This window comes from Okeania hirsuta (genome assembly GCF_003838195.1).
GTDB classification, from domain to species: Bacteria; Cyanobacteriota; Cyanobacteriia; order Cyanobacteriales; family Microcoleaceae; genus Okeania; species Okeania hirsuta.
This window is the reverse complement of record NZ_RCBY01000007.1, coordinates 21889-47769: the sequence shown is the minus strand read 5'-3', so window position 1 is coordinate 47769 and position 25881 is coordinate 21889. Positions and strand designations below refer to the sequence as shown.

Genomic DNA, 25881 nt, shown 5'->3' with positions numbered 1-25881 from the left:
ACATTAGTGGGTTTCTAGCAATGAGCAAAAATTTACCTGAAAGTCTTCCATATATATCCATAGGCGCAACAACTGGCGCAACCTTTTCTACCACAGTCGGCAATATTGGATTAATAGGTAGTTTTGGAGGTATCAGCATCGGCGCAACTCCTATTATCGGTGCAGGTGCAGTTGTCGGTGCAGCAACTTATGGAGCGGTCAAAGCTATCACAGAATCAGACCCCACTGCTATTGGTTTTATTGGTATGGGTAGTTATGGAGGAGTTACTCTTTCTTCTACTATTGGTGGTATAGGTTTGGGAGTTGGGGGGACTGCTTTTGGTGTTGGTATGGGAGCAATGGCAACTTTTGGTGGAGTAGTTGGTCTTGGTCTTTATGGATTTTTTCAAGCGATTAACTCATCCCCACAAAACCGAATAGTTGATTCTTTTGCTATTTTTGAGCAGATGGAGGGGAAATTTTTAGATCGAGTTTCGTGGCAAGAAGCTTATAATCAAACCATGGTTGAATTGGATTTTGTCTTGACTGAAACTGTGGCAAAGCAAAAATTTACTGATTTGGAAATAGAGGCAGAGTTGACACAACTGAAGAAAAATATAGGTTGCCAAAATAAATCAAGTTTTTCTACCTCACCCACAGAAACTTCGGAGCTACAACCGCAGCAAAAATTAATTTGGAAATGTACAAAAGTTATCAAAGCACATACCGCCTCAATTAATGCTGTGACTGTTAGTGGAGATGGTCAAACTTTTGCCACAGCAAGTAGCGATCGCTCAGTCAGCTTATGGAATATCAAAACTGGTAAACGTCTCTACACTTTTTTCGGATATTCACAGGAAGTACAAACTGTCGCTCTTAATATCAAGACTCCCATACTCGTTAGCGGAGACTTCGACGGAAAAATCACCACATATAATATAGAGACAAAACAACATTGTCACACTTTTTTTGCTCCCAACTCTCCTACCAGTCATGGAGACTCAGTTTTTGCAGTTGCTATTAGCAGCGATGGAAAAAATGTGGTTAGTGGGAGTGCCGATCAAACTATTCGGTTGTGGCAACTAGAAACAGGAAAACTCAAACGTATTTTTAATGGTCATCAGGATAAGGTTTGGGCAGTTGCTTTAAGTAGCGATGGTAAAACTATGGCTAGTGGAAGTGCTGACAGAAGTATTCGTTTGTGGAATATCAATAGCTATCAACCACCTCGTATTCTTCAACAGCATTCTGGTTGGGTAACGTCTTTAGCTTTTCACCCGAATTGATTGATTTTTTTATTATATTTTCTGTCTTTTTTCCTTCCCTACACCATTTGTAATATTTTTTTTCAAAATCATATAAAACCTCAATTAAAATAACGTGACTTACGGTTAATCAAATATAAAAAGATATAAATCCAAAATGTTAGACTAGGTAACAACCAAGGTAATAAAATTGCTGCTGAAATATAAATTTGTAGACTCGCCAGTGCATAAATTAAAGTTAATAAAAACAATAACAGAATAATTTCTTGTTTTTGAGTATTAGTACTATTCCCTAATACTAATACTGTTCCTTTTCCTAACAAAGCAGCTAATACAATTAACCATAAATTAGGAATAGGTATAACTAATCTTTGATTGAGCAAATGATGAACCATATAAGCATGAATTTCCCCTCCAGTAAATACTGTACTGGGGTTTGCAGGATGTTGAGAGCGCCAGAAACCAACAGCAGCAGGTAAAGGAAAATTGTCTCCTCCTGGAGCAACTAATCCTGCATCTTTATATCTAGCAGCAATAATTACTATTGATGGACGTTTATCTAGTGTAATTAGTGGTAATAATGGGGAATCATTACTCTCCAAAAGTTGCCAAGCAGGTAAACGTTGAAAAACTGCTTCTGGGGGAACAGAAAAATCTATAATTGGATGCATCCACATTTGCCCTAATTTATAGGAAAATTTAGTTAAAGGTTGTAAGCGAGATGAATTGGAAAATAAATCCAAAAATCCATATTCACCTGTGGTCTGATTAATATGATTTTTCACTTGAGATACCCAACTCTCTGAAGAATTAATCTGAGGTTGAAGCAACTCCCCAGATTGTTCAAAGTTTAACCGGTGAGCAACTGCTAACCAATAAGCAAAGGGCAATGGTCTCTTGCTAGAATATTGCCTTGGTAGCAGTGTAAAATGGGTAACGTAACTGTCATAACCGACAACAAAAGTATCTCCCTGTAGTTGCCAATTTGGAGATGCTAACTCTGGCAAGGGTTCAAACCAACTACCAGCTAGATTACGAGATGTCGCTAAAACAAACCAAGTATTTTGTTTTTTTATGGATGAGCGCAGAGTACGAGCTAGTTGTCGGTCGTTTTTTGGTTGATGGCGATCTAATAGATAATCAACACCAATGATTTTGGCGTTTATAGATGTTAGTCGATCGATGATTTTGGCTATATAGCTACGATCCATAGGTCTAGGATCGGATATTTTGGCTTTTTTGATGGACTCTTCGTCGATTTCAACTAATAGCACGGGAGGCGAATTTTTGCTATCAGGTTGATTGGTAAATTGCCGATACATAGCTTGCACTAATACTCGCTTTTCAATTAAAAAGCTTTGAGTTGATAATTGCCAACTGCATAAAATTAATGAACCGAGCGCCATCGCTTCTTGTTTGCTAGGTAACCACCGTTTGCATTTGTCTTTAATTCTAGATGGTTGAAGACAAAATAGTGGAGCATCCGGGTGGCAAAACAAAGACGGTATTAAATATGTACTAGGATAGGTGAGATTTTTCTCTAACTTTAAAAATTGACACGCTGATAATAATGATTCGTGAACATCTTTGTATTCGGCTAAACTTTGTAGAAAGCGCACTAAAAATTCTTGGGCGACTTGGTTATGAATAGGTTCTCGCATGACGGCAACTTGACTTAAACCCAAGTCTATCAAGGTGTTAGCGATGCTTAAACCACTACAGGAATTGAAGATGGCAAATTGTAAACCTCTCTGTTTGGCTATAGTTAAGGATTGAGCAATTTCGATCATGGATAGAGATATCCCTGGAGCGATCGCTAGTTCCCCTCCTGTATTCAGATTTTCATTACTGTGTCCTGCGAAAAATAAGATATCCCACCCACGTTCGTCTTTTATTGCTTTGACAATTTTGTCTTTTAGCTGTGCTTGACGCTCATGAGGTTGCCAACCCACAAACTCTACTTCTGCTATTGGGGATAATGATTTTACTGCTTCTCTATCTACCTGGAAATTTAAACCTGTATCATCTCCCAGTATTGCTAATACCCTAGCTTTACCTCGACAGGGTTTGGATTGATAATTGACTGGTGTATCGTGGATATTAATAGGTTGGCGGACTATTCTAATTTTACTGGATGCAGCAAATTCTGTAATTTCCCATACTTCCCAGGGTAAACGACATAATTCTTGGCAGTTACAAGTTAAAAATATGTCAATAGTAGGTACATGAGTGTTGTGCTGTGATGGTAGGAAATTTTCTGTTTTTTGTTTGGCTGCTTGAGCAATAATTGCTCTAATTTCAAACAGTTCTTCGTGTCTTAACCAACGATGAAATTCACACAGAAGTTTTGCTTCTGCTTGGACCAATTTTTGTTCCCAATCAACTTGTCTGATTATTGTTCCTGTACTTACTACCCTTCCTCGTAAAGCTCTATGATAAAAACTTAGATATTTTGTTTGCCAATCTTGATAAAATATGGTAAGGTTTTCAGGATAAGGAATAGTTACACTTAATTGTTGTCCTCTACCCCAGGCAAGTTCAAATAAGCAGACTTTTTCAACTTGTTGAATCTTCAGGTAGAATCTATAAGCAGTCTGAGTCATTTTTCTTTGATTTTGATCGCATACCTCTTTACTTTAGCAATTATCAATTAATTACAGAGAACTTAGAGATATATAAGGACAACTCTATTAAGCTATAAAAACAGCGATCGCTATATCTTTTCTTCCGTAAAATAAGCGATCGCCAAAGTTTTAAATAGAAAGTTGAAAGGGAAAACGCACGATGCAAGAGAATATTAAAACATCCGAACCTGTATTCACAGTGTTATACCTTCTTTTTATACTAATTTTCCCTCAATAATTCTATAACACTAGTTAGGGCTTGCTGATTAAATCTAAAAGCACTGACAGGTAAAGGTTTTAGCTTTTTTACACCGAAAAAAAGTGCAACTTTTTAAGCTTGAGCGACTAAAAAGTTAGGATAAAAGGCAGAATAATTGTAGAAAAATCAAGGGATAAAATATCCGACTCCCTCCTCTAAATTCCCTATTCCTCCTGGCTTGGTCTTCCTGAGGACTGACTCCTACCCCATACCAAAAGACTTATTCAGCAAACCCTAAGTTAGCGAAATATAGCAATTTGTAGAACACCTAGAAGACTTATTTGTAATATCTTACTTACATAACAAACAACTATTGCTCTGAAGATTCAAGATATTGATAAGTTTTTTTGGATACATCGCGAATCAAGTCTACGGCAGTTTGTTCGTCATCTAGGCGTTTCACCAATACAGCCAATAGATAGCGCTTGCCATTGAGCAAATCAATCATACCCACATCTGCTAATACGGACTTCAGGTTACCTGTTTTGTGAGCAATAATAGTACCTCTACCTATGCCCCGAGGTAACAATGAATCATTTTTAGTCCTTTCCATAATTCTAAACAGGCGATCGCGAGACTTTAGAGATACCAACCCACCTTGATTTACCTGTGAAATTAAATTTATCAAATCCTTGGGAGTTGTTGTATTAGTGCCAGAGAGGTCTGGTAAGGAGTCATTAATAGTAGTATTCTTCAAACCCCAACTCTGAAACAACTGATTCAAAACTTCAGATCCACCAAGTGTTTCAATCAACATATTGGTTGCGGTATTATCACTAATCACGATCATTTTTGTCGCTGTTTGCAAAGCCGTATATTTAGTACCAGGTCTGCGAAACTGCATATCTCCCGAACCCTCAGCTACATGAGATTCCTCCATTGTCAACATATCATCTAGTTTGATGCGGCCTTGGTCCACAGCTTGAAAAAAAGCTACTAATATTGGCACCTTAATGGTACTAGCTGCTGCAATAGCGACATTTCCATTAATATCTAGATAAGCACCAGTATCAACATCAATCAGGAATATTCCTGGGGTGAGTTTTGGATATTCTGCGATGACTGTATCTAGCTCTGTTTTCAAAGCTGTAATTTCTCTAGTTTGTTGTACTGCTAAAGGTACAATGGAGGGAGATTTCCATTCTTGATTTGGTTCTATATCTGCTGCTTGAGAAAGGACACTAGAACTACTTCCAGGTTTCAACATTGATAGCAATGTTCCACTAATTACCGCTATTCCCATACCCAAAATTAACATCCGAGTTGTGTACAACACTACCGAAGAAGACACAGAGCGTTTACGACTTGTGAGTGGGGACTTTTTTTGGAGTGGTGGCTGAGAAATAAAAGATTGGGCTTTTTCTAGCCGTTTTTGGGGTCGAGTAGATGTTTTGGGTTGTTGTTCTGCGATGGATCTTAATCTAGCCAGTTCATCTCTTCGACTACGTTTAGCTCTGTGAGATTGAAATCTAGGAACTTCTGTTTTTAAGGTTCTAGGGGGAACAACTTTCTTTCTTGGGGGGACAGACCTAAGATAAGGTTCCTCAGAAGGTGGTAGAGGAAATTTAGCTACGTTACGCTTTCTTTTGAGGGGTAGCTGCGGTTGTACGGGATGATTTTGTTGTCTACTACTAGATTGCTTCGATTGAGAATCTGGCCTAGTAGGGGATGATACTACTGAAAGAATTGATGGACTAGGAAATCTCTGAACCACTCCAAATACCTTAATTTATAACTATAATTTTGTTTATCTAACAGAAGTAAATCAAAATCAACAAAAATTGACTATTTCTGCATGAAAATTTATTGGACTTTCAGTTTTCAAGAGGTATATTAATTTATTCCATTTCACAAAAGTCAAAAGTCATATAACTAATATATCAAGGGAAAAAACTTAAGACCAAGAGAAAATATAGATAATTATTTGATTTCTCACGGGTTGTGACATTATTAATATTATTAATATTGAGTTAGATTGGTTAGAACTAGAAAACTAACTTAATCTCAGATTAACTTTGCTCGATCGCCTATAATTTAGGTAAGTTATCTATTACTTTAGCGCAAGTCGTAACTATATTTTGACTATTCTAGACAAAAAAACACTTTACAGATAAATCCAGAAGATTTTCACAAGCATCTCTAACTTGGTTCTCAGATATTTCTATTCAGCCATTTATTTATATATTGGACTTGTCGCTTTATAACTTAAAAATGTCGCTTTATAACTTAAAAAAATCCCAAAAACCTTGTTCTGTAAGGATTGTAGCTATTATTATGCAAAAATGCTTGTATTTATTGCTCTGTCTAGGTTAGAGTGATTTTTTCCCTTTATTTAGCGACAACTCTATTAAAGAATACCCAGAAAAAATAGATTAACTATCATTTTCACAATGATTAGAAAGTGCCCAATTCATTTGCCTAATCATTCCGCGTAACATGGCCACTTCTTCAGTAGAAGGATAGGCGCGATTGAATAGACGACGAATTTTTTCCATCCTGCTAGATGCTGTATGGGGATAAAGATAACCTATTTTCAGTAGCAGGGTTTCTAGATCCTGATAATATGCCTCTATTAAATCTATTGGAGCTTCTAAATTAGGGGCCGGGTTAGGTGGACTATCCTGACTTTTTTGGTCGCTCAGTGCTATAGTTTGCAAATGATATAGTTCATAACAACAGATAGCTACTGCTTGAGCCAGATTTAGTGAACGATAGGTATTATCTGATGGAATACGGACAAATCTTTGGGCATAGTTTAATTCTACATTAGTTAAGCCTCTGTCTTCTCTGCCAAATATTAAGGCTGCTGGATATCCTAATAGCCAAGGTAGGGAATGTCGGGGGTTTTCTAGCTTGGTGGGTAATGAACGGTCTAGGGATGTTGTGGCGATCGCTCTTTGACATCCTTTCAGTGCTTCAGGTAATGTTTGAACTATGGTGGCCGTTTCTAAAATTTCTGGGGCATGAACTGCCATTTTCCTGGCTTCTAGTCCATGGGGGTCGCATTGAGGATTAACTAAGACTAGGTGATGGAAACCCATATTTTTCATAATCCGGGCTACAGAACCAACATTCAGTGGTCCGGCAGGTTCTACTAATACTATTCTTATTTGTGTTGATTGTTGTTTAAGCATTAAGGGAAGAGGGAAGAGGGAAAATCTGGCGTTATCTGAGTTTGACAGCGCAATTCATTATATGTATTTGGTTTTTACTCTGATTTTTTAGTTGAATAAAAAGTCATGTATATGGGCAAACGCAACCCAATATATAATTCTATTCTCAGATTATCACGATTTTTTGTGACATACAACCCCTAATTTTTTGAGCTTCAGAAAATGAAGTTGATGAGTAAATCAAATCCCTTCCATTTGTTCTGTGCTTCTGAAAGCGAGAGAACTCAAAGGCATATTTTCTCAACTCCAGCTTTTTGAAACCTACAAAATCTGTGACAAAAATTGGCGCGTGCGCTCCTCCTTCGGGTTTTGAAAAAATTCTTCTGGGGTCGCCTCCTCTACCAATAACCCATCAGCCATTAATACGATCCGGTCTGCCACCTCCCTGGCAAAACCTACTTCATGAGTCACAACTACCATCGTCATTCCCGAATTTGCCAAATTTCGCATTACATCCAAAACTTCTCGCACCATCTCTGGGTCTAATGCAGAAGTCGGTTCGTCAAACAACATAATTTTTGGTTGCATCGCTAAAGCGCGGGCGATCGCCACCCTTTGCTGCTGACCGCCAGAAAGTTGACCGGGAAATTTTTTTGCCTGTTCCAAAATACCCACTCTTTCCAAAAGTTGCATTGCCACTTCTTCCGCTTTGACTTTTGGCCATCGACGCACCCATATTGGCGCTAAGGTGACATTTTGCAAAACTGTGAGATGGGGAAATAAATTAAACTGCTGAAATACCATTCCCACATCTCGCCTAATTGCCTCAATATTTTTCAAGTCATGGGATAAACTGATGCCATCAATAATAATGCTACCTTTTTGATATTCTTCTAAAGCATTAAAAGTACGGATAAAGGTGGATTTACCTGAGCCACTTGGCCCCATAATTACTACTACTTCTCCACGTTTTACTGTGAGACTTACTCCACGAAGGACATGAAAATTATTGCTGTACCACTTTTGAACATCTCTAGCAACTATTGCTAAATCAGAATTTATTTGTGCTTCAGTTTGTTTGGTTTTTGTTTCTGTCATGGAAGGGAATAGGGAATAGGGAATAGGGAACAGTAGGAAAAATATTTCCCTGTCTAAAGATAATTATCAGTATAAGTCCGCGCCTTATCTGTCTATTTCTATAATACCTGTGACATCCTCCCGACGCTGACCTCTAGGAGGTGCAGTGCGGGCTTCCAACATCGCTGTTAGACATTGCTGCCCTGCGCCACTTGTCTAGACAAAAAGTCCCCGACAGCCCGACTTGACAGCCCATTTCTTGCCCCCAGAGTCCCTGGGTACTAAGTTGCTCATAACCTCGGTTACATATTTCCTGTGCTGAAGCTACGTCTCTATCAGCCTCATATTTGCATTCTGGACAGCTATGCCATCTATTAGAGAGTTCTTTTCTGACTAGACTACGGCAGTTTGGGCAAGTTTGAGAAGTACCTTTGTGGTCTACTTGAGCAACGTATACTCCCCGCTGTTTCCCAACATCAAATAAAATACTCCTAAACTGTCCAAAACCTGCATCAACAGTATGTTTACCCAAGAAACCTTTAGCCATGGTTCTAAAATCTATGTCTTCTACAAAGATAGTCTCAGCCATGTCGCATAATTTATGGGCTAATTTGAGCTGATAGTCTTTGCGTCTGAATGCAATATGATTATGCTGTTTCTCTACTTTAATCCTTGCTTTCTCATAATTAGCAGAACCCTTATTTTTCTTAGACAATCTGCGTTGTAGCACTTTCAGCCGACTATGCTCTGTCTGGAAAAATTTTCGTCCAGGTTCTACGAAACCATCACTGGTCGCTAGGTATTTATCCAGTCCTACATCTACCCCGATGAAATGCCCGTGGGGTAGGGGTTCTGGAATAGAAATATCAGATTGAATAGTAATTACAGCAAACCACCCCATTGCCTTCTTTAGTATCCTGACCTGCTTGACAATAAAATCTTCAGGTATTGGACGATGCAAGTTTATTTGGACTTTTCCTAATTTAGGGAGTTTGAGAAGCCATCCTGTAATCGGATTGACTTTAAATTGAGGAAACAACATAGACTTCATTTGTCCGTACTTTTTGAAGCGAGGAAATCCATAACCTCTGTTCTGGAAAAAGTCCCAAGCATCGTGCAATCTTCGGATAGTTGTCTGCAATACCTGAGAAGGAACAGCAGCTAGTCGCGGAAACTCTTTCTTAGCCTTGGGGAGATTGTTTTGCTGTTGCTGATATCCAGGGAATGGGTAATCAGCACTCATAATATACTCACTGTCCAAACTACACCGGTCTATTGGACATTTTCTCGAGGCAATCCAATCCTTAAGTTCTCGAAGAGCATAGTTATAAGCACTACGAGAAGTTTCGAGCCATTCATTCAATAACTCGACTTGTTTTTGGTCGGGATAAATTCGATAAGTGTAGTTGAGTACGAGCATAGTTTGAACGATACCACAAAGCGCAATTGCTGTAAATGCTGATTTGAAGGGATCGATAGATAACTTTTGACTACTTTTGTTTTTGTTAATGATCGGTATTTAATTTTTTTTCTAACTGCCGACTTCCAATTGACATGGCATAACAAATAATCCAAAAAAGTATGCCGTTAAATAAATAAACTTCTGCATAATCTCCTAAAAATTGTGGTTGAGCTAAGATTGAGCGACTCATGCGTAATAATTCTGATAATCCGACGATTGATAATAAAGTTGTATCCTGAAATAGACTAATAAACTGACCTACAATTGAGGGAATAGCAACTTTTAATGCTTGGGGTAATACAATTAATCCTAATGCTAATGGAGTATTAAAACCTAATGCTTTTGCTGCTTCTGTTTGACCTCTTGGTACGGACTGTAAACCTCCTCTAATATTTTCTGCTAGGTAAGCTGAACTAAATAAAGTTAATCCTAATATTGCTCGTAAAATCCGGTCTGGTCGCATTCCATCTGGTAGAAATAGGGGAATCATAATTTGCCCCATAAATAAGATTGATATTAAAGGTAATCCTCGGATAATTTCAATATAACCAATAGAAAATATTTTGATTACTGGTAATTTACTTTGTCTGCCTAAAGCTAATAAAATTCCTAGAGGAAAAGATAGAAAAATGCTAACTATAGCCATTAATATAGTTAACATTAAACCTCCCCAGTCGTTTGTAGATACAGATTTTAAACCTAATCCTCCTCCGATTAACCAGATAATTAAGAGAAAGGCTATAAACCAAATAAAAGATATGTATTTACCTATATTTGGAATTTTTTTGCCTAAAATTTTTCCTACCCATGCAGTACTAATAACTAAAATAACTATTCCTATTAGTAAGAGTTTGAATGGGGTTGTTACTGGAATTAATAATAAAATGGCAGGTATGACAGCTAGAAAAATTAATACTGGTTGGGAAAATAATGTGGCTGAGTTTCTGGCAATAATTCCCCAAGAGAAACCAGATAAACTAGAAATTATGCTAACTATTAACCAGATGCGCCAATATTGGTCTTTAGGATATCTACCTACCATTAATAATGGCAAATTAACTTTGATTACTTCCCATTCTGCTTGAGTTGTTGCCCAAGAGATAAAACCTGTTATTCCCTTGGTAATAATGCTGAGTAAGATAATAGTTAATAAGGTGTTATACCAGGTACTAAAAAAATTTTGTCTGAGCCATTCTATAGGATTATTTTCCTGAAATGGAGGTGCTGATGATTTATTAGTATTAATTGTTTTCATATAATTAGGGTTTACCGAATAATTAATAATTAATAATTAAGAGTTGATAGTTGATAGTTGATAGTTGATAGTTAATAATTATTAATTCAACAATTCACGCCTTGAAGCAGCCCCTTGGATAGGGGACAAAATAAGTGCTTATGCAAAATTAATTACACATTAGTTCTTATGCAAAATTAATTACACATTTTATTATATATCTCCAATCTTATCCAGAAGTTATCAATTATTTCTCCCTGTTCCCTGTTCCCTGTTCCCTGTTCCCTGTTCCCTCTCTCAACTAGGAAATTGATTTTGCACGACTACTTAAAAAAATCATTTTAGTCAATCCTATCCGTTTTAAGAAGAAGTAATTATTAATTATTAATTGTTAATTGTTAATTGCTGAACTATCTAATCTCAAAGCATTGACTGATATTGGCTAAAGTGTTTTTAGGGTTGAAAAAACTGCCTGGTTTTCAGTCCAAAACCCTCAAGGGGAGCGGAGGAGTTAGGGAGATGGGAGGATTTTTCGCTGGTGGTGAATTGCCATTATTTTTGTGACGTAAGGAGAGTTCATTAATTGATAATGGATAATTGATAATTACAAGAAGGTTAAAACCGTTACGGAATTGAAAATAAGGAAATATTATTTCTTCTCTTGGTCGATTGGATATGGTTAGGAAACCCATCCATCCCACCCTTCGGGAAGCTCCGAATATCGACCGCTTTTTTGCCTTTGAAAGGGGAGGCTTTAAAGCAAAATTATTTAATTAATAATTATTAATTATTCGGTAATTATTAATTAGGGCTTGCTGATTTAATATTAAAGCATTGACTGATATTGGTTGTAGCATTTTTTTGTCTAAAAAAGTATGAGCTTTTCGGTGGAAAGAGCTGCATAAAGCTATTGTTTCGGGATGATTATGACAGAAAAATTAAGGGAAAACTTTTCCGACTACCTCATTTATAATTCCTATTTTTCCTGATTTATGACTCCTGACTTCTACCCCTAGCACTCATACTTGATTCAGCAAACCCTAATTAATAATTATTCATTATTCATTATTCATTGTTTTGTTATCTTTCTTTGAGTTGAACGCTTTTATTTAAGGAATTCATAGACAATGAAATTATCAAATTTATCAAAAGATAAACTGCCATAATTAGAATAAATACTTCTACTGGACGACCTGTTTGATTATAAGTAGTATTAGCAACGGAATATAAATCTGGATAACCAATAGCTATTGCTAAACTAGAGTTTTTTGCTAAGTTCATATATTGACTATTTAATGGTGGAATCATTACCCTTAATGCTTGGGGAAAAATTACCAACCGCATGACTAAACTAGATTTTAATCCTAAAGATTTTGCTGCTTCCCATTGTCCTTTTGGTACTGCTTGAATGCCGGAACGAACAATTTCAGCAATAAATGCACCTGTATAAAATACTAATCCTACCAGTAAAGCTGACAGTTCTAATGTTAAATTTAATCCCCCTTCTGTTGCGCCTGTTTCTGTTGCTATTGGTGGTTGCCAACCTAGAGCAAATATAATAATTAATAATTCGATAATTCCAATACTAATTACAGCGATAAGTTGAGGTTGACCAGAGGTAGCTTTTTCCGTCATTAACTTATTTCGCCACTGCCAAATAAATATAACAGCGATCGCTCCTAAGACCAAAACTATTAACCATAACCAAACATTCTGAGTATTTTCCGGCCAAGGAATAGATATTCCTCGTTTACTCATAAATATTGGTCCTGGTAATTCTAATTTTTCTTCTGGTTTGGGAAGAGTGAAAAAAACTGCAAAATACCAGAAAAATAACTGTAATAGTAGAGGGGTATTTCTGACAACTTCTACATAAACCCGATTCAAATTTCGTAGTAACCAGTTTTCGGAAAAGCTAGTAATTCCTGCTAATATTCCGACTATTGTTGTGAAGAAAATTCCCAAAATCATTACCCGCAGAGAATTAATCAGACCTGCTAATAATACTTGATTATAGGGGTCTTTTGCTTTGTAGGGAATGAGACTTTCACTAATACTAAATCCAGCTTCGTTTCCTAGAAAACTAAATCCAAATTTTGTACCTTGTTGTACTAAATTACGGTTAAGATTGCTAATCATTATAGCTACAACCGCAACAAAAATTACTATAGCGATAACTTGTAAGGCAATACGCCAAAATCTTTCATCTCGCCATAGTGGAATTTTTTGATTTTCCTGGTCAATCATTTTTATACCAAATTCAAGAAAGATTGTTACAGTAAAATATAGATGCTGAACGGAATTGAAAAATCTTCACTGTTTATTTCTTATACCTACCACCTACCACCTAACACCTAATACCTTGAATAGCCAATGTAGCAATATTTTTTGAAAATGGCATTATTGTTTAAAATTTAAAATTTTTAGCGAAAGGGAGGTGAATAAAGTAAACCTCCATTAGTCCACAAATTATTTTGACCGCGAGGCAGTTTAAATGGAGAATTTTTTCCTAGGTTTCGGTCATAAATTTCACCATAGTTGCCTACTTGTTTAATTACACGATAGACAAAATCATTACTTAAACCTAGACCTTCACCTATATTTCCTTCTACTCCTAAAAAACGTCTTATTGTTGGGTCATCAGAATTTTTATTCTCGTCTACATTTGCTTGAGTAATACCTAATTCTTCAGCTTCTATCAAAGCATAAATTACCCATTTAATTACATCAAACCAAGCTGAATCATTATTCTTTGTTGCTGGACTTAAAGGTTCTTTTGAAAGGTTAGTATTTAAAATAATATGTTGTTCGGAATTAGGTAAAGTGCTACGACGACCCAATAACTGAGATTTATCGGAAGTTATCCCATCACAACGTCCTTCTTCTGCATAAGCAGCATAAGCTGAGTCTGCTTGTTGAAATGTTAATGTCTCAGCTTGAATATTTCGTTTAAGGAGATTATCTGATAAAATAAGTTCTCTGGTCGTACCTGCTTCAACACAAATTGATTTACCTTCGAGGTCCTTTAAAGATTTAATTCCACTATCAGCACGAACCATCATTCCTTGACCATCATAAAATGTTGTGGGGGCAAATTCTAGACCTACGGTGGTATCTCGACTTACTGTCCAAGCTGTGTTTCGAGAAAGCATATCTACTTCTCCACCATTGAGAGCTGTGAAACGCTCAGTTGAATCTAGGTTACGATACTCTATAGCATTTTGGTCATTAAATAAAGCTGCTGCTACTGCCTTGCAAATATCCACATCTATTCCGGAATAGTTGCCATTTTTGTCTACAAAACTAAATCCGGGTATGTATCCTTCTACACCACAATGTAGTTTGCCACGTTCTTTCACAACATCTAAACGACTTTTTCCTGGTGGGGTTGGTTCAGATTGGGAATTTTCACAAGATGTCAAGTATGTGGAAAATAGCAAAATTGTCAATAGCAAATATACCCATTTTTGCATAATTTCTTTTCACTCTCCTGCTAAGAACTTTTCATTTACCGAATAATTAAGGTTTAAAGCCTCTCCTTTAACTTTTGAGGGGGTTTGGGGGAGCTATAAGTCCCGCGCTATATTCGCGGATAATTAGCGCCGGGATACATCGACTCCCCCAAGCTAATTTTATCCGGTCAAACCCGGTAAAATTAGCAGTTACTACAATCTGTTTTTTGTGGTAAGATTCTTTTCATGCTAAATCTAAACTACACCTATCGCATTTACCCCGATCAAAAACAAGTCGAGTTGCTCAATGAATGGCTCGAAACTTGTCGAGTAACTTACAACTACGCGCTCAGGGAACTGAAAGACTGGATTGCTTCTAGAAAGTGTCCAGTAGATAGGTGTAGCTTGGAGTCAGAGTACATAATGAGCGCCGATTATCCATTCCCTGGGTATCAGCAACAGCAAAACAAACTCCCCAAAGCTAAAAAAGAGTTTCCTCGTTTAGCAGCAGTCCCCTCTCAGGTTCTGCAAACAACCATCAGGAGATTGCAGGATGCTTGGGACTTTTTCCAGAATAGAGGTTACGGATTTCCTAGGTACAAAAAGTATGGACAAATGAAGTCGATACTTTTCCCTCAGTTTTCCACCAACCCAATTACAGGGTGGCAAATCAAGTTACCCAAGTTAGGGAGAGTCCAAATCAACTTGCATCGACCAATCCCTGACGGGTTTGTTGTCAAACAAGTCAGAATTCTCAAAAAAGCGATGGGGTGGTTTGCTGTTATTGCCATTCAATCTGATATTTCTATACCAGAACCAGAGCCTCATGGTCATTTCGTGGGAATAGATATCGGACTGAACAGTTATCTGGCAACCAGTGACGGCTTTACAGAACCAGGACGCAAATTCTTTGCAACAGAGCATCGTCGGCTGAAAGTGCTACAACGCAGATTGTCGAAGAAGAAAAAACGTTCTGCTAACTATGAAACAGCCAGGATTAAAGTAGAAAAGCAGCACAATCATATCGGTTTCAAGCGCAAAGACTATCAGTTCAAGTTAGCTCACAAATTGTGTGACATGGCCGGAACAATCTTCGTTGAGGATATTGATTTCCGAGTTATGGCAAAAGGATTTCTTGGCAAACACACGATTGATGCGGCTTTTGGGCAGTTTCGGAGTATTCTTTCTTATGTGGGAAAAAAGCGAGGGGTATATGTCGCCGAAGTAGACCACAAGGGGACATCTCAAACCTGCCCAAACTGCCGAATTGAAGTGAGGAAAGAACTGTCTGATAGATGGCATAGCTGCCCAGAATGTAAGTATGAGGTCGATCGCGACATAGCCTCAGCTCAGGAAATCTGTAACCGAGGCTACGAAGCACTTAGTACCCAGGGACTCTGGGGGAAAGAAATTGGCTGTCAAGTCGGGCTGTCGGGGGCTTTTTACCTAGACAAGTGGCGTAGGGCAGCAATATCTAACAGTGATGTTGGAAGCCCGCGCTTTATCTATTGATTCAGCGCCGGGAGGATGTCACCGGAATGGAGGAGAATAAAGTAATCCACCATTTGTCCATAAATTATTTTGACCGCGAGGTAACTTAAATTGAGATTGTGCTCCTAAATTACGGTCATAAACTTCACCATAGTTGCCTACTTGCTTAATAACTCTATAAGCAAAATCATTACTCAAACCCAAACCTTCACCTAGGTCTCCCTCTACTCCTAAAAAGCGTTTGACTGTGGGGTCATCAGAATTTTTCTTTTCATCTACATTTGCTTGGGTAATACCTAACTCTTCTGCTTCTATCAAAGCGTAAGTTACCCACTTAACCACGTCAAACCAAGCTGAATCATTATTTTTCGTCACAGGACCTAAAGGTTCCTTGGACATAGTAACATCTAGGATAGTATGAGTATCTGGATTAGGTAGAGTACTACGACGACCCAATAACTGAGATTTATCAGAAGTCATCCCATCACAACGTCCTTCTGCATAAGCAGCATAAGCAGGGTCTGCTTGTTGAAATGTTAATGTCTCTGCTTCAATGTTTCGTTTACGGAGATTGTCTGTTAAATTTAGTTCTGTGGTTGTACCTGCTTCAACACAAATTGATTTGCCTTCCAAACCCTCCAAAGAATTAATCCCACTATCAGTACGGACCATCATCCCTTGACCATCATAAAATGTTGTGGGGGCAAACTCTAGACCAACGGTGGTATCCCGACTTACTGTCCAAGTTGTGTTTCGAGAAAGCATATCTACTTCTCCACCATTCAAAGCTGTGAAACGTTCAGTTGAATCTAGGTTACGATATTCTACAGCATTTGGATCGTTAAATAAAGCTGCTGCAACTGCCTTACAAATATCCACATCTATTCCTGAGTAGTTGCCATTTTGGTCTACAAAGCTAAATCCTGGTATAGCTCCTTCTACCCCACAGTTTAATTTACCACGCTCTTTGACTATATCTAGACGACTGGTGGTTTGTTGACTTTCTTCTTCGCAGGCTGTTAATGGTAGTACCATTAACACAGTTGCTATTAGTAGAGATAAGCATTTTTGCATAGTTTATTAAGATTTTTTTAATCTGGGAAAAATAACCTATTCAAAACTACCATAACGTTTAACTTAGCGATCGCTTCTGGAGGATTTCAAGTAAATACTTTCCACATTTAGCAGGGAACAGGGAACAGGGAATAGGCAATAGGCAAAAGTTGGAAAAACATTTTCTAATCTAAGATTTGTCATTAGTTTATGTCTTAACCAATTCTTTCTTAGCTATATTTATTTAAATAGTTTCTACTTATATTTGACATTATTTGAATATATAGGACTATATTTCTGTAGAACTTTTACTATACCGATGGTGAAGGTTCGCTACCCAAACGTTCTTCAGCTAAATCTCTAATTAAAGACAGCCGAGACTGGATATATTCGTTAATTAAATCTGCTTCCCTGCCATTTAGGGAATTTCTAGTTTTCAACTGTTTGATTAACCACTGAACTAGGGTAGCATCATCTAGGGATATTAAGGTTGTAGCTTGGGAGTTCTCGATTAAAGACCAAAGCTGACGCAACATTGTGGGAGTCATAGAACCTCCATATAAGTATAAATAATCATCTTTTTGGCAGATTGGTACAGGCTAGTTAGTAACCAGGACGTAACCCAAAGCATATATATTCCCAATCTTATGCTTTCTTAACTATTCTTTTATATTTAGTTAATAGTAACTGAAATCTACTAATATCAGAAGCAGTTAAACACAATAAGTTACAATTATTACCAATATCTTTACAAACCGATGTTGTTCTTTACTTATTTTTGATGGGACTCAAAAGGTTTCATGGGTATTTTATCGGAACGAAAATTAAAGTTAAAGCAGTTTCCAAGTTGATTAAGTACATATATTGATGGTTTTAGGGAGTAGGGAGTAGAGGAGATGGGGAGGCAGGATAGGGAACAAACAAAAAAAATATTTACCCCGTCAGTGCTACCACATTAATCACCTAATCTGTTGCAGGTTGATGTACATATTTGTGAGGTAAATGATACTTTCTTTTGTATAAAAAACAGTATTCTTCTATACAAATATCTAATAGACATAGGAGTGGAAATTATACATATTAGAGATATCCAGAAAATAAATCTTTTAATTAGAGCAGACTAAGGATACGAAAAATTCACCCTAAAAAATCTTTTTTCGTGCCTTCGCGCGTAAAAACATCTTACCTGTTGCCTGTTGCCTTTCGGAGCTGTTGCCTACTCCTGCAAAAAATCTATATCTTTTTCGGAGATGTCTATTGATCATTTTTTGTGTCTTTTTTCAGAAATTTTCTTCCCTATTACCTCTGTTGGTCAGCATTCCCTTGCGTCTGTCGCCGAGGCGGGGTCTGACCACTTGTGGCTAGCCTTTTCCAGAGGAGCTAAAACTAACGTCGTCGCGGGGTCGCACCGCTGTTCCCTGTTACCTGTTCCCTACTTGTGCAAAAAGTCTATTCTTTTTCCCAGATGTCTAATATACAAATATCTAAGAATTAATTTGTTGATCAACTTTTTGTATTCTGTCCAATTCAAGGTCTGATAGATAATCTACACACCAGTTGGCCAAACGCTGGAGCATATGAAAAGGATAAGTATGAGCGACACCAACTACAGACATTCCTGCGAGTTTAGCTGCTTCAATTCCGGCAAAAGTATCTTCTATTGCTAAACATTCTGAAGGCTGTAGATTCATGTCTGGATATTGTTGATTTAGAATATTTACTGCCAACAAATAAGCATCGGGTTTTGGCTTACTAGCTTCTACATCATCTCCAGCAATAATTGTCTTAAAAAAATCAATTAAATTAGCTTTATTTAAGACTAATTCTACTTCGGATCGAAGAGCGCCACTAACTACAGCCATTTTCAGATTAGCTTGAGCGACCTGAGAAATAAAATCTATCGTATCTGAATAAATTGGTAACTCTTCAAGACTTTCTAATTGTTGTTGATAAGCTAGAGCTTTACGTTTAATTAACTGGTCTAAATACCCTTCATTAATATATCTACCTCTTTCCGTAAGTATTCCTTCTAAACAAGCACGATCGCTTCTTCCTAAACAGAATTGGTTGTATTCTCCTGGTCTAAGTAGCAAATTTTCATCAATTAATACTTGTTCTATTAATTTTTCATGGAGAAATTCATCATTAATAATTACACCATTAAAATCGAACAAAATAGCTTTGATAGTCATAAATTATAGCCATTTATATTTCAACTAATTATAATCAAAAAAAAATTCAGAACTCATATTTTTAGTGGTCTAAAATTATAGTAATTTAAAATAAGAATGAAACAGTTTTTATACTGAAAGTCTTTCAAGGCAAGAAACCCTATCTCAATCTAAATTTAAATGACTATATAATACTAAATAAGGTGGCAAAAACCAACTTTTCAATATTGATAAATATTTTTATATCAAGCAGTTACGGTATAAAAATAAGACATTTATGAAAACCGGATTTAGTATCAATAAGAAAAAAAGTATCTCAGGTTATAAGTTGACCCAATAACCTCTGGTTGTATAAATAGCTGTTTTAGCATTAAGGTCATTTCAGTTATCAGTTTAAGAAGAGGATTGACTAAAAAAGAATATTAATTATTTTCCTCCTTAATTAAAGAGAGACTTCAAACCTAAAATTATCAATTATTCAGTGAGGCGATCGCTTTATCCCTCCCAACATCATACTATTGCGGAATAGTTCCATAGCTTCTTGGTAAATTAAAAAGTTGCTGACCAATGGCGCTAGAAATTTTTCGTATTTTGTATTTTTCTTAACGGCCATCAAATTTTTCCTGTCTTAATTTCCTAAATGTCAGTATAAGGTGAGTTTTTCTTGCTTGCACTATGGAGCAAAAAATTAGGAAATTTTCTTCTGTAGAGCTTTTCTAGCAATTTTTGTCACATAAACGGTTACAGCAACTGTAGCTATTAGACCTATTCCATAAAGAATCCATTCTGCTGTGGTACGCGTCCCTCCTTCTGTGCCCAAAGTTGCCAAACTGCCAGCTAGGGAACCAAGATATACATACATTACTGTTCCTGGCATCATCCCAATCCAAGAAGCGAAAAAATAGTCTCGTAAAGATACTTGAGTTACTCCAAAAGCATAGTTTAGTAGGTTAAAAGGAAAAATAGGAGATAAGCGAGTTAGTCCAACAATTTTCCATCCTTCGTCAGCTACTGCTTCATCAATGGCCTTAAAGTTTTCATTTCCTTCTATTTGTTTAGAAACCCAACCTCGCGCTAGATAGCGACCAACTAAGAAGGCACAAGTTGCACCTATAGTTGAAGCAACAGAAACGTAGATGGAACCGAAAATAGGGCCAAATAACAGACCTGCACCTAGAGTTAGTAGTGAGCCTGGAAGGAAGAAAACTGTGGCCAGAATATAAATAATGATAAAAGCTATGGGACCCCAAGGGCCAAGAGTTTTTATCCAATCTAGGGCATTTATCAAGAGTTGTTGAGCGTTAAATTTATGAGCAATAACTAGGAGAGTTGCGACTACAAAAACGATTAAGAGTGGTTTGAGTAGTTTGTTTGATTTTGACTTTTTTTCTGTTTCTTGTTCTAGGTTATTCATCTATTAGTATATACGACATTTACAATAATCTTAGTATTAATGTATATGATACTCGTATATAGAGGTAAAAACCTTTATTTTCATCGTAGTCTTATCAGATTTTTATCTAATTTTCATGTAACATTGATTCTGACTATGGGGTATTTTGGGATAATTTTTTTGACGATTTCTTAGATATCTCTGATACTCATTTTTGACTGAGTTGCTTTATCAATAGAGATGTTTGGTAAACATTTAAAATTGAATGATTCCTAGAAAGAGGATTTAATTCAAGTTTAGATGTTATGCCTACTTTTCTAACAAATATAGCAATTAGAAATCATTTGTAAACAATCTAAGGATATATAAAAACTCTGAAACTTTTACCTCTATTCCCAGCTCCGGTGTTCCCTAAATTAAAAGATATTTTTACCCGCAACTGAAATAGGATTGCTACATTTTTATAGTCATTCTAAAATAGTTATTTTTCTCCATACCTTATTTGTTAAGTAGTGTAGGTGATATGACTAATTCGAGTCTTCAAATTAACTTGCTAATTAGTTGAAGTTAATGGCTCTGTAGCTACATCATTTAAACCTACTGAATTAAGTAGATTTTGCCATTCTGATTTAAGTTTGTTATCGTTCGGATTCAAACTAATTTTTTCTGCTAAGGCATCCAGTTTTTCGTGCCATATACCTGCGTCCGAATAAATTAACCAGCGGTCTCTCTCTGATTTTTGCTGTATTTCTGTTGTCAAATTTGGATTGGGATTAACTCTTTTAATTGAGCTTTGAACAATAGTTCCAGAACCACTTCCTTCGCAGCTCAAAGAGAATGTCCATTGATAATTTTCTCCTACTTTTAATTCTGGTTGATTGTTGGGAATTTTAATACGTATAATGCCCTGACTATTTGACACTGGTAGTAGCTTTTCATAAACTATTTTTTGACTAGAGTCTTTCAAGATAAATTCTCCAGCTATAGCTGTATTTTCTGGCACATACATATAAATTGTTGGATGTGAGGCTAAGGTTACTAGGGTTAATTCTTGTTTTTGATTTATCTTGGGAATTAGAGGAGTTAGAGGTTTTTGACCTTCATCTATACAATTATTTGCTCCTCGCGATCCTCCACCATAAGTACCTGTTGAACCACCTTCGACTCTAGGAACAATATTTGCTAAGGTATTTTGAGAAATACCTAGAGTAGTATTTGCTTTCCTATTAGTTGAACTAGCAGAATGAGTAGAGTTTGCTGATGTACTGTTGGGAAAAGAAGTAGTAAATAATCCTAAAACTAATGTCAAAATCATAGTTTTGAGAGTAATAGAAAAACGGAAATTTTGTAGATACATATTCTAAATTCCTTTTTTGGGTAACTGTTTTAATTACTTATTACTATTATAGTTTATCCATTTATGAATTGTGTAACTAGCTAGTTGAAGAAGGAATAAAGCAGGAAGAAGAAGGTAAGAAAGCTTGTACAATCAGCTTTTTAAGCTGATTTTAAGTGGTTATACGAATTCCCATGCATTAATGCTATACTCGCTATACTTAGGTAAAGTTCAGTTATTAAGTAATTAACACAGGCCGAATCACCTTTTTACTAATTTGAGTCAAGTTAATGTTAATTATTCTTATGTTTACTTCTCTGTAAGGATGTTGCATACAACGTCCTGTACGGATGTTAACGACCGCGCATACTTCCCAGGTGCCCCTACTCCCCTACTCCCCAGCCAAAGAAAATGTAGAAAAGTTTTTGAGAAATGGTATTAGTTATTTCCACCATCCTGCACTAATGTGTGAAAAAATAGTTTAATATTTTTTTGTGGCTGTAGAAAAATAGCAACATTGATGAGGAGTCAAAATTGAAAATTATTTGTTGTTTATGGTTAATTTAAAAATAGTTTTTCCCAGTAACTAAATATACATTTACTGGTATTTTTTTTCCTTTTAAATTTAAATTACCCCAAGCTTCTACTGAAAATTTTCTATCTAAATATTCCAAAGTTTCTTGAGCAATCAAAACTCGACAAATTCCTGGATGACGTTCTTTATCAAAACTTTCTAAGCGAGAAGCAATATTAACACCATCGCCAATTACTCCATATTCTAAGCGATTTTTTCCACCTAAACTACCAACTGTAACAGTTCCTGTATAAATCCCTATACGCATTTTTAATTCAGAAGAATTTTGTTGTTGCCATTTTTGATTTAATTGTGATAGATGTTGACCGATTGCTAAAGCACAATTAACTGCATTTTGGGCATCTATAGCAATCTCTTCAACACTGGTACGAGGTACTGGTATTCCAAATACTGCCATAACTCCATCTCCAGTAAATTTGTTGACTATTCCGTGATGATTTATGACAATATCTGTCATGGCACTCAGATATTCATTCAACCAATTCATTAAAGCTTCTGAAGTTTTTTTTTCAGAGATAGTGCTAAAGTTTTTTAGGTCAGTAAATAAAATTGTTGCTGTAACTGTTTTTGGAGGCAAAATTCCACTATTAATCAGATATGAACGTTCTTGCCAAAGAGCTTGAGCAATCTCTGGAGAAGTTTGTTGACCTAATAATTTCATCACCATATTTTGTTGTTGCCATGATGCCTGAATTTTGTAGACTATTACTACCCCAGTTGTCATGATTATTCCTAATATTGGTGCTGCTACAGGTATCCATCCCATCTTGATAAAAATGCCATAACTAATAGCTATTAAAGCTCCTAAAGCTAGAACATTAATTAGCAACAAAATAAAAGGTCGTCTGATATGCCAAGCAATACTACCACTGACTATTGACCAACTGAAAATCCATAGTATTTCCGTTGATTCATCCCAGTACCAAAATAGCTTTTGATCGTCAAGAACTGCACTAATAATTTGACTAGTAGCTTGAGCATGAGTCTCTACTCCTGACATCTTTGACTTTAACAAGTTTAACTGAGCAAAACTGTAAGGAGTAAGAAAAAAGTCGTTGCTACTAGAAGCTGTATTACCAATTATGACAATTTTGTTTTTAACTAATTCAGGGTCAAAGTTACCTAATAAAACATCTTTGATTGTGATTTTTGGAGCTATAGATTGAGAATTACGATAATTAATTAAAATTGGATATCCCTGAGCATCAATTTGTTGATATCCTCCAGAGTTTGGTTGTAATTTTTTAAATATTGCGTCACCTAATTGATATTCGTTATTTTCAGTTATCTGAGGGGATATTTTGTATTCTTGGAGATAAGCGAGAGCTAAATGTAAGCCAAACGCCACCATTGTTTCTTGATCATTATTAATAAATAATGAATAGCGACGCACTACACCATCTGGGTCTAGAGGAATATTATTAAAGCCAATTCTTTCCTTTGGAATACTAGGAGGTGGCGGTGTTGTACTCACAAATTGATTGCCAATAAAAGTAATACCAAAAACATTCGGTTTCTGTAGTTGTTCTACTAATTGTGTATAACCGGGATATTTAGGGAAATCTCGGTATAAATCTACACCTATTACTGAGGGTTGATGCTCTTGTAGAGAGGCTAAAACATCTGCTAAATTTTTGTCGGATATTGGCCACTGTCTTAAATACTGTATATCTTCTTCAGTAAGCTCTACTACTAATAATCTGGGGTCAGAGATTTCATCAGGCCCCAGACGCACCATCCCATCAAATACAAATAGCTCTAGTCGCTGTAATACTCCTAAGTACCTGAAAAATAATAAACTCAGAATTGCTCCACCAGAAACTAAAATTGCTGATATTGGTATTCCGTAAGAATGGACTTTTTTATCTATCCACTTAACAAAATGTATAGGATGCATAATTTTGATGGCCATTCATCCTGAATCTAATTAGGATGAAGCAAGTATTCTCCACACTCTTGGTCAACTTAAACAGAAAAAAGCATGGGAATTACTCAACTTCACCTAATTGCACTTACTCATGTCTTCCGCCATCTGGCATAATTGCACCGCTGAGGAGCGCCCCTTCTATACTAGCTCCTTCGAGGTTTGCTCCCCCTAAATTTGCTCCTTCTAGATTTGCTCCTGCTAAATTTGCACCTTCCAAATAAGCTCCTCCTAAGTTAGCTCCTGATAGATAAGCTCCTTCTAAATTTGCACCTTCCAAGTAAGCTCCACCTAAGTTAGCTCCTCCCAGATAAGCTCCTCCTAAGTAAGCTCCTCCCAGGTTAGCTCCTCCCAGGTTAGCTCCTCCTAACTTTGCTCCTGCGAGGTTAGCTACTGGTAATTTTGCTTCTCCAAGATTAGCTCCTCCTAAATTTACACCTCCAAGTCTGGCTCCTTCTAGGTAACAGTTTGGACATTCGCGAGTTTCGAGCAACAGTCTAATGTTTCGTTCTATTTGTTGGTTAGTCATTATTTGGAATAATAAAATATAGTCTAGATATCTATTTTATAAACTATAGTGCTATAGAGTGGATTAAATATTTTTACGACTGCTTATTAAGATATGATGTTAGTTAAATTATGAGATTAGTTAAAGCACCTATCTGTTGAGGATTAATTTAGAGGGTATTATTTTATATGTATTATCTATAATGTTGATTTTTATAAAAACTGGAGTCATATTATATCAGCTTAGATATTTGTAGTACTAAATTTGATTTACTTAAGATTGTTGATGAAAGGAGGAAGTAGAGCAAAATCATCAATTTTTTTTCATGTATGATACTTAGTATGAATCATGGGAAACAAGGAAAAAAGAGAAGACAAAATGAGGATTGGATAGAATTTTTTGGATTTTTAATTAAGCGGTGATGATATTAGTATTACCCTGATTTTCAGATTTGCTGCCAAATTTTACTGAAAAATTTGTGGGTATGCGCCTCCCCTTTTAAGGGAAAAAAAAGAGAATATTTCTTATGCCAAGCATCCTGATTGTAGAGGTACTGATAACTGTTAACTGATAACTGAAATAATCAGGCATTTCAGTTAATCATTATTGACACAAAGGTGAGCTGGTAAGGGGCTAATTTTTTGATATTCTGATAGGTACTTTTCTAAACTTTCAAGTTGAGATAAATTAAGACTGTAATATATCCAACGACCATCCTGGCGACTTTTAACTAAAGCAGCTTCTTTGAGATTTTTGAGATGAAAAGATAGTTTGGACTGAGAAACTTGAAGGCGATCGCATATATCACACACACATAGTTCTTGTGTACGCAACAGTTCTAATATTTTAATTCGTAATGGGTCAGAAAGTGCCTGAAAGCTTGCTGCCATATAAGTAGGGGATAAGTTTAGTGATGTTTCTAGCATTATTCTTGTGATAATTTGC

General features: G+C 36.4%; 19 protein-coding genes. 2 read left to right on the top strand and 17 right to left on the bottom strand.

Annotated features, from left to right (window positions below):
* Positions 1–20 precede the first annotated feature (20 nt).
* Positions 21–1265, top strand: a complete 1245-nt coding sequence (locus D5R40_RS02325; RefSeq protein ID WP_124143598.1) for a WD40 repeat domain-containing protein — start codon at positions 21–23, stop codon at positions 1263–1265.
* A gap of 80 nt (positions 1266–1345) precedes the next feature.
* Here the strand turns inward: D5R40_RS02325 and D5R40_RS02320 are convergent, their stop codons facing one another.
* The 8 genes from D5R40_RS02320 to D5R40_RS02285 all read right to left on the bottom strand — a co-directional run bounded on the left by D5R40_RS02320 (position 1346) and on the right by D5R40_RS02285 (position 14486).
* Complete coding sequence (locus tag D5R40_RS02320; RefSeq protein ID WP_124143599.1) at positions 1346–3847, bottom strand: CHASE2 domain-containing protein; 2502 nt, start codon at positions 3845–3847, stop codon at positions 1346–1348.
* A 590-nt stretch (positions 3848–4437) separates the two neighbouring features.
* Positions 4438–5841 (bottom strand): serine hydrolase, encoded by a 1404-nt coding sequence (locus tag D5R40_RS02315; RefSeq protein ID WP_124143600.1) that lies wholly within the window; start codon positions 5839–5841, stop codon positions 4438–4440.
* Positions 5842–6499: 658 nt separating this feature from the next.
* Positions 6500–7261, bottom strand: coding sequence for an RNA methyltransferase (locus tag D5R40_RS02310; RefSeq protein WP_124143601.1), 762 nt, complete (start codon positions 7259–7261; stop codon positions 6500–6502).
* A 300-nt stretch (positions 7262–7561) separates the two neighbouring features.
* Complete coding sequence (locus tag D5R40_RS02305) at positions 7562–8338, bottom strand: amino acid ABC transporter ATP-binding protein (protein ID WP_124143602.1); 777 nt, start codon at positions 8336–8338, stop codon at positions 7562–7564.
* Positions 8339–8471: 133 nt separating this feature from the next.
* Positions 8472–9737 carry an RNA-guided endonuclease InsQ/TnpB family protein gene (locus D5R40_RS02300; protein ID WP_124154183.1) on the bottom strand — a complete coding sequence of 422 codons (1266 nt, stop codon included), beginning with the start codon at positions 9735–9737 and terminating at the stop codon, positions 8472–8474.
* Positions 9738–9822: 85 nt separating this feature from the next.
* Positions 9823–11034 carry an amino acid ABC transporter permease gene (locus D5R40_RS02295; protein ID WP_124143603.1) on the bottom strand — a complete coding sequence of 404 codons (1212 nt, stop codon included), beginning with the start codon at positions 11032–11034 and terminating at the stop codon, positions 9823–9825.
* A 1059-nt stretch (positions 11035–12093) separates the two neighbouring features.
* A complete protein-coding gene (locus D5R40_RS02290) occupies positions 12094–13260 on the bottom strand; it encodes an amino acid ABC transporter permease (protein WP_124154182.1) in 1167 nt (388 codons plus the stop codon).
* Between the two features lie 176 nt (positions 13261–13436).
* A complete protein-coding gene (locus D5R40_RS02285; RefSeq protein WP_124143605.1) occupies positions 13437–14486 on the bottom strand; it encodes an amino acid ABC transporter substrate-binding protein in 1050 nt (349 codons plus the stop codon).
* Between the two features lie 225 nt (positions 14487–14711).
* Here D5R40_RS02285 and D5R40_RS02280 point away from each other — a divergent pair, with 225 nt between their 5' ends.
* The gene (locus tag D5R40_RS02280; RefSeq protein ID WP_124143606.1) at positions 14712–15977 is read left to right on the top strand and encodes an RNA-guided endonuclease InsQ/TnpB family protein; all 1266 of its coding nucleotides are present in this window, start codon (positions 14712–14714) and stop codon (positions 15975–15977) included.
* A gap of 18 nt (positions 15978–15995) precedes the next feature.
* On the opposite strand, the gene D5R40_RS02275 is transcribed toward D5R40_RS02280, so the two are convergent.
* The 9 genes from D5R40_RS02275 to D5R40_RS02240 all read right to left on the bottom strand — a co-directional run bounded on the left by D5R40_RS02275 (position 15996) and on the right by D5R40_RS02240 (position 25862).
* Positions 15996–17030, bottom strand: a complete 1035-nt coding sequence (locus D5R40_RS02275) for an amino acid ABC transporter substrate-binding protein (RefSeq protein WP_124143607.1) — start codon at positions 17028–17030, stop codon at positions 15996–15998.
* Between the two features lie 290 nt (positions 17031–17320).
* Positions 17321–17557, bottom strand: coding sequence for a hypothetical protein (locus D5R40_RS02270; RefSeq protein ID WP_124143608.1), 237 nt, complete (start codon positions 17555–17557; stop codon positions 17321–17323).
* Positions 17558–18493: 936 nt separating this feature from the next.
* Positions 18494–19201, bottom strand: coding sequence for an HAD family hydrolase (locus D5R40_RS02265; protein WP_124143609.1), 708 nt, complete (start codon positions 19199–19201; stop codon positions 18494–18496).
* Positions 19202–19658: 457 nt separating this feature from the next.
* A complete protein-coding gene (locus D5R40_RS40670; RefSeq protein WP_275670294.1) occupies positions 19659–19793 on the bottom strand; it encodes a hypothetical protein in 135 nt (44 codons plus the stop codon).
* Positions 19794–19868: 75 nt separating this feature from the next.
* A complete protein-coding gene (locus D5R40_RS02260) occupies positions 19869–20594 on the bottom strand; it encodes a TVP38/TMEM64 family protein (RefSeq protein WP_124143610.1) in 726 nt (241 codons plus the stop codon).
* 532 nt (positions 20595–21126) lie between these two features.
* Positions 21127–21930: a DUF928 domain-containing protein gene (locus tag D5R40_RS02255; RefSeq protein WP_124143611.1), complete on the bottom strand. Its 804-nt coding sequence runs from the start codon at positions 21928–21930 to the stop codon at positions 21127–21129.
* Between the two features lie 542 nt (positions 21931–22472).
* Positions 22473–24416, bottom strand: coding sequence for a CHASE2 domain-containing protein (locus D5R40_RS02250; RefSeq protein WP_124154181.1), 1944 nt, complete (start codon positions 24414–24416; stop codon positions 22473–22475).
* Between the two features lie 100 nt (positions 24417–24516).
* A complete protein-coding gene (locus D5R40_RS02245) occupies positions 24517–24957 on the bottom strand; it encodes a pentapeptide repeat-containing protein (protein WP_124143613.1) in 441 nt (146 codons plus the stop codon).
* A gap of 575 nt (positions 24958–25532) precedes the next feature.
* Positions 25533–25862, bottom strand: a complete 330-nt coding sequence (locus D5R40_RS02240; protein ID WP_124143614.1) for an ArsR/SmtB family transcription factor — start codon at positions 25860–25862, stop codon at positions 25533–25535.
* Between the last annotated feature and the right edge of the window lie 19 nt (positions 25863–25881).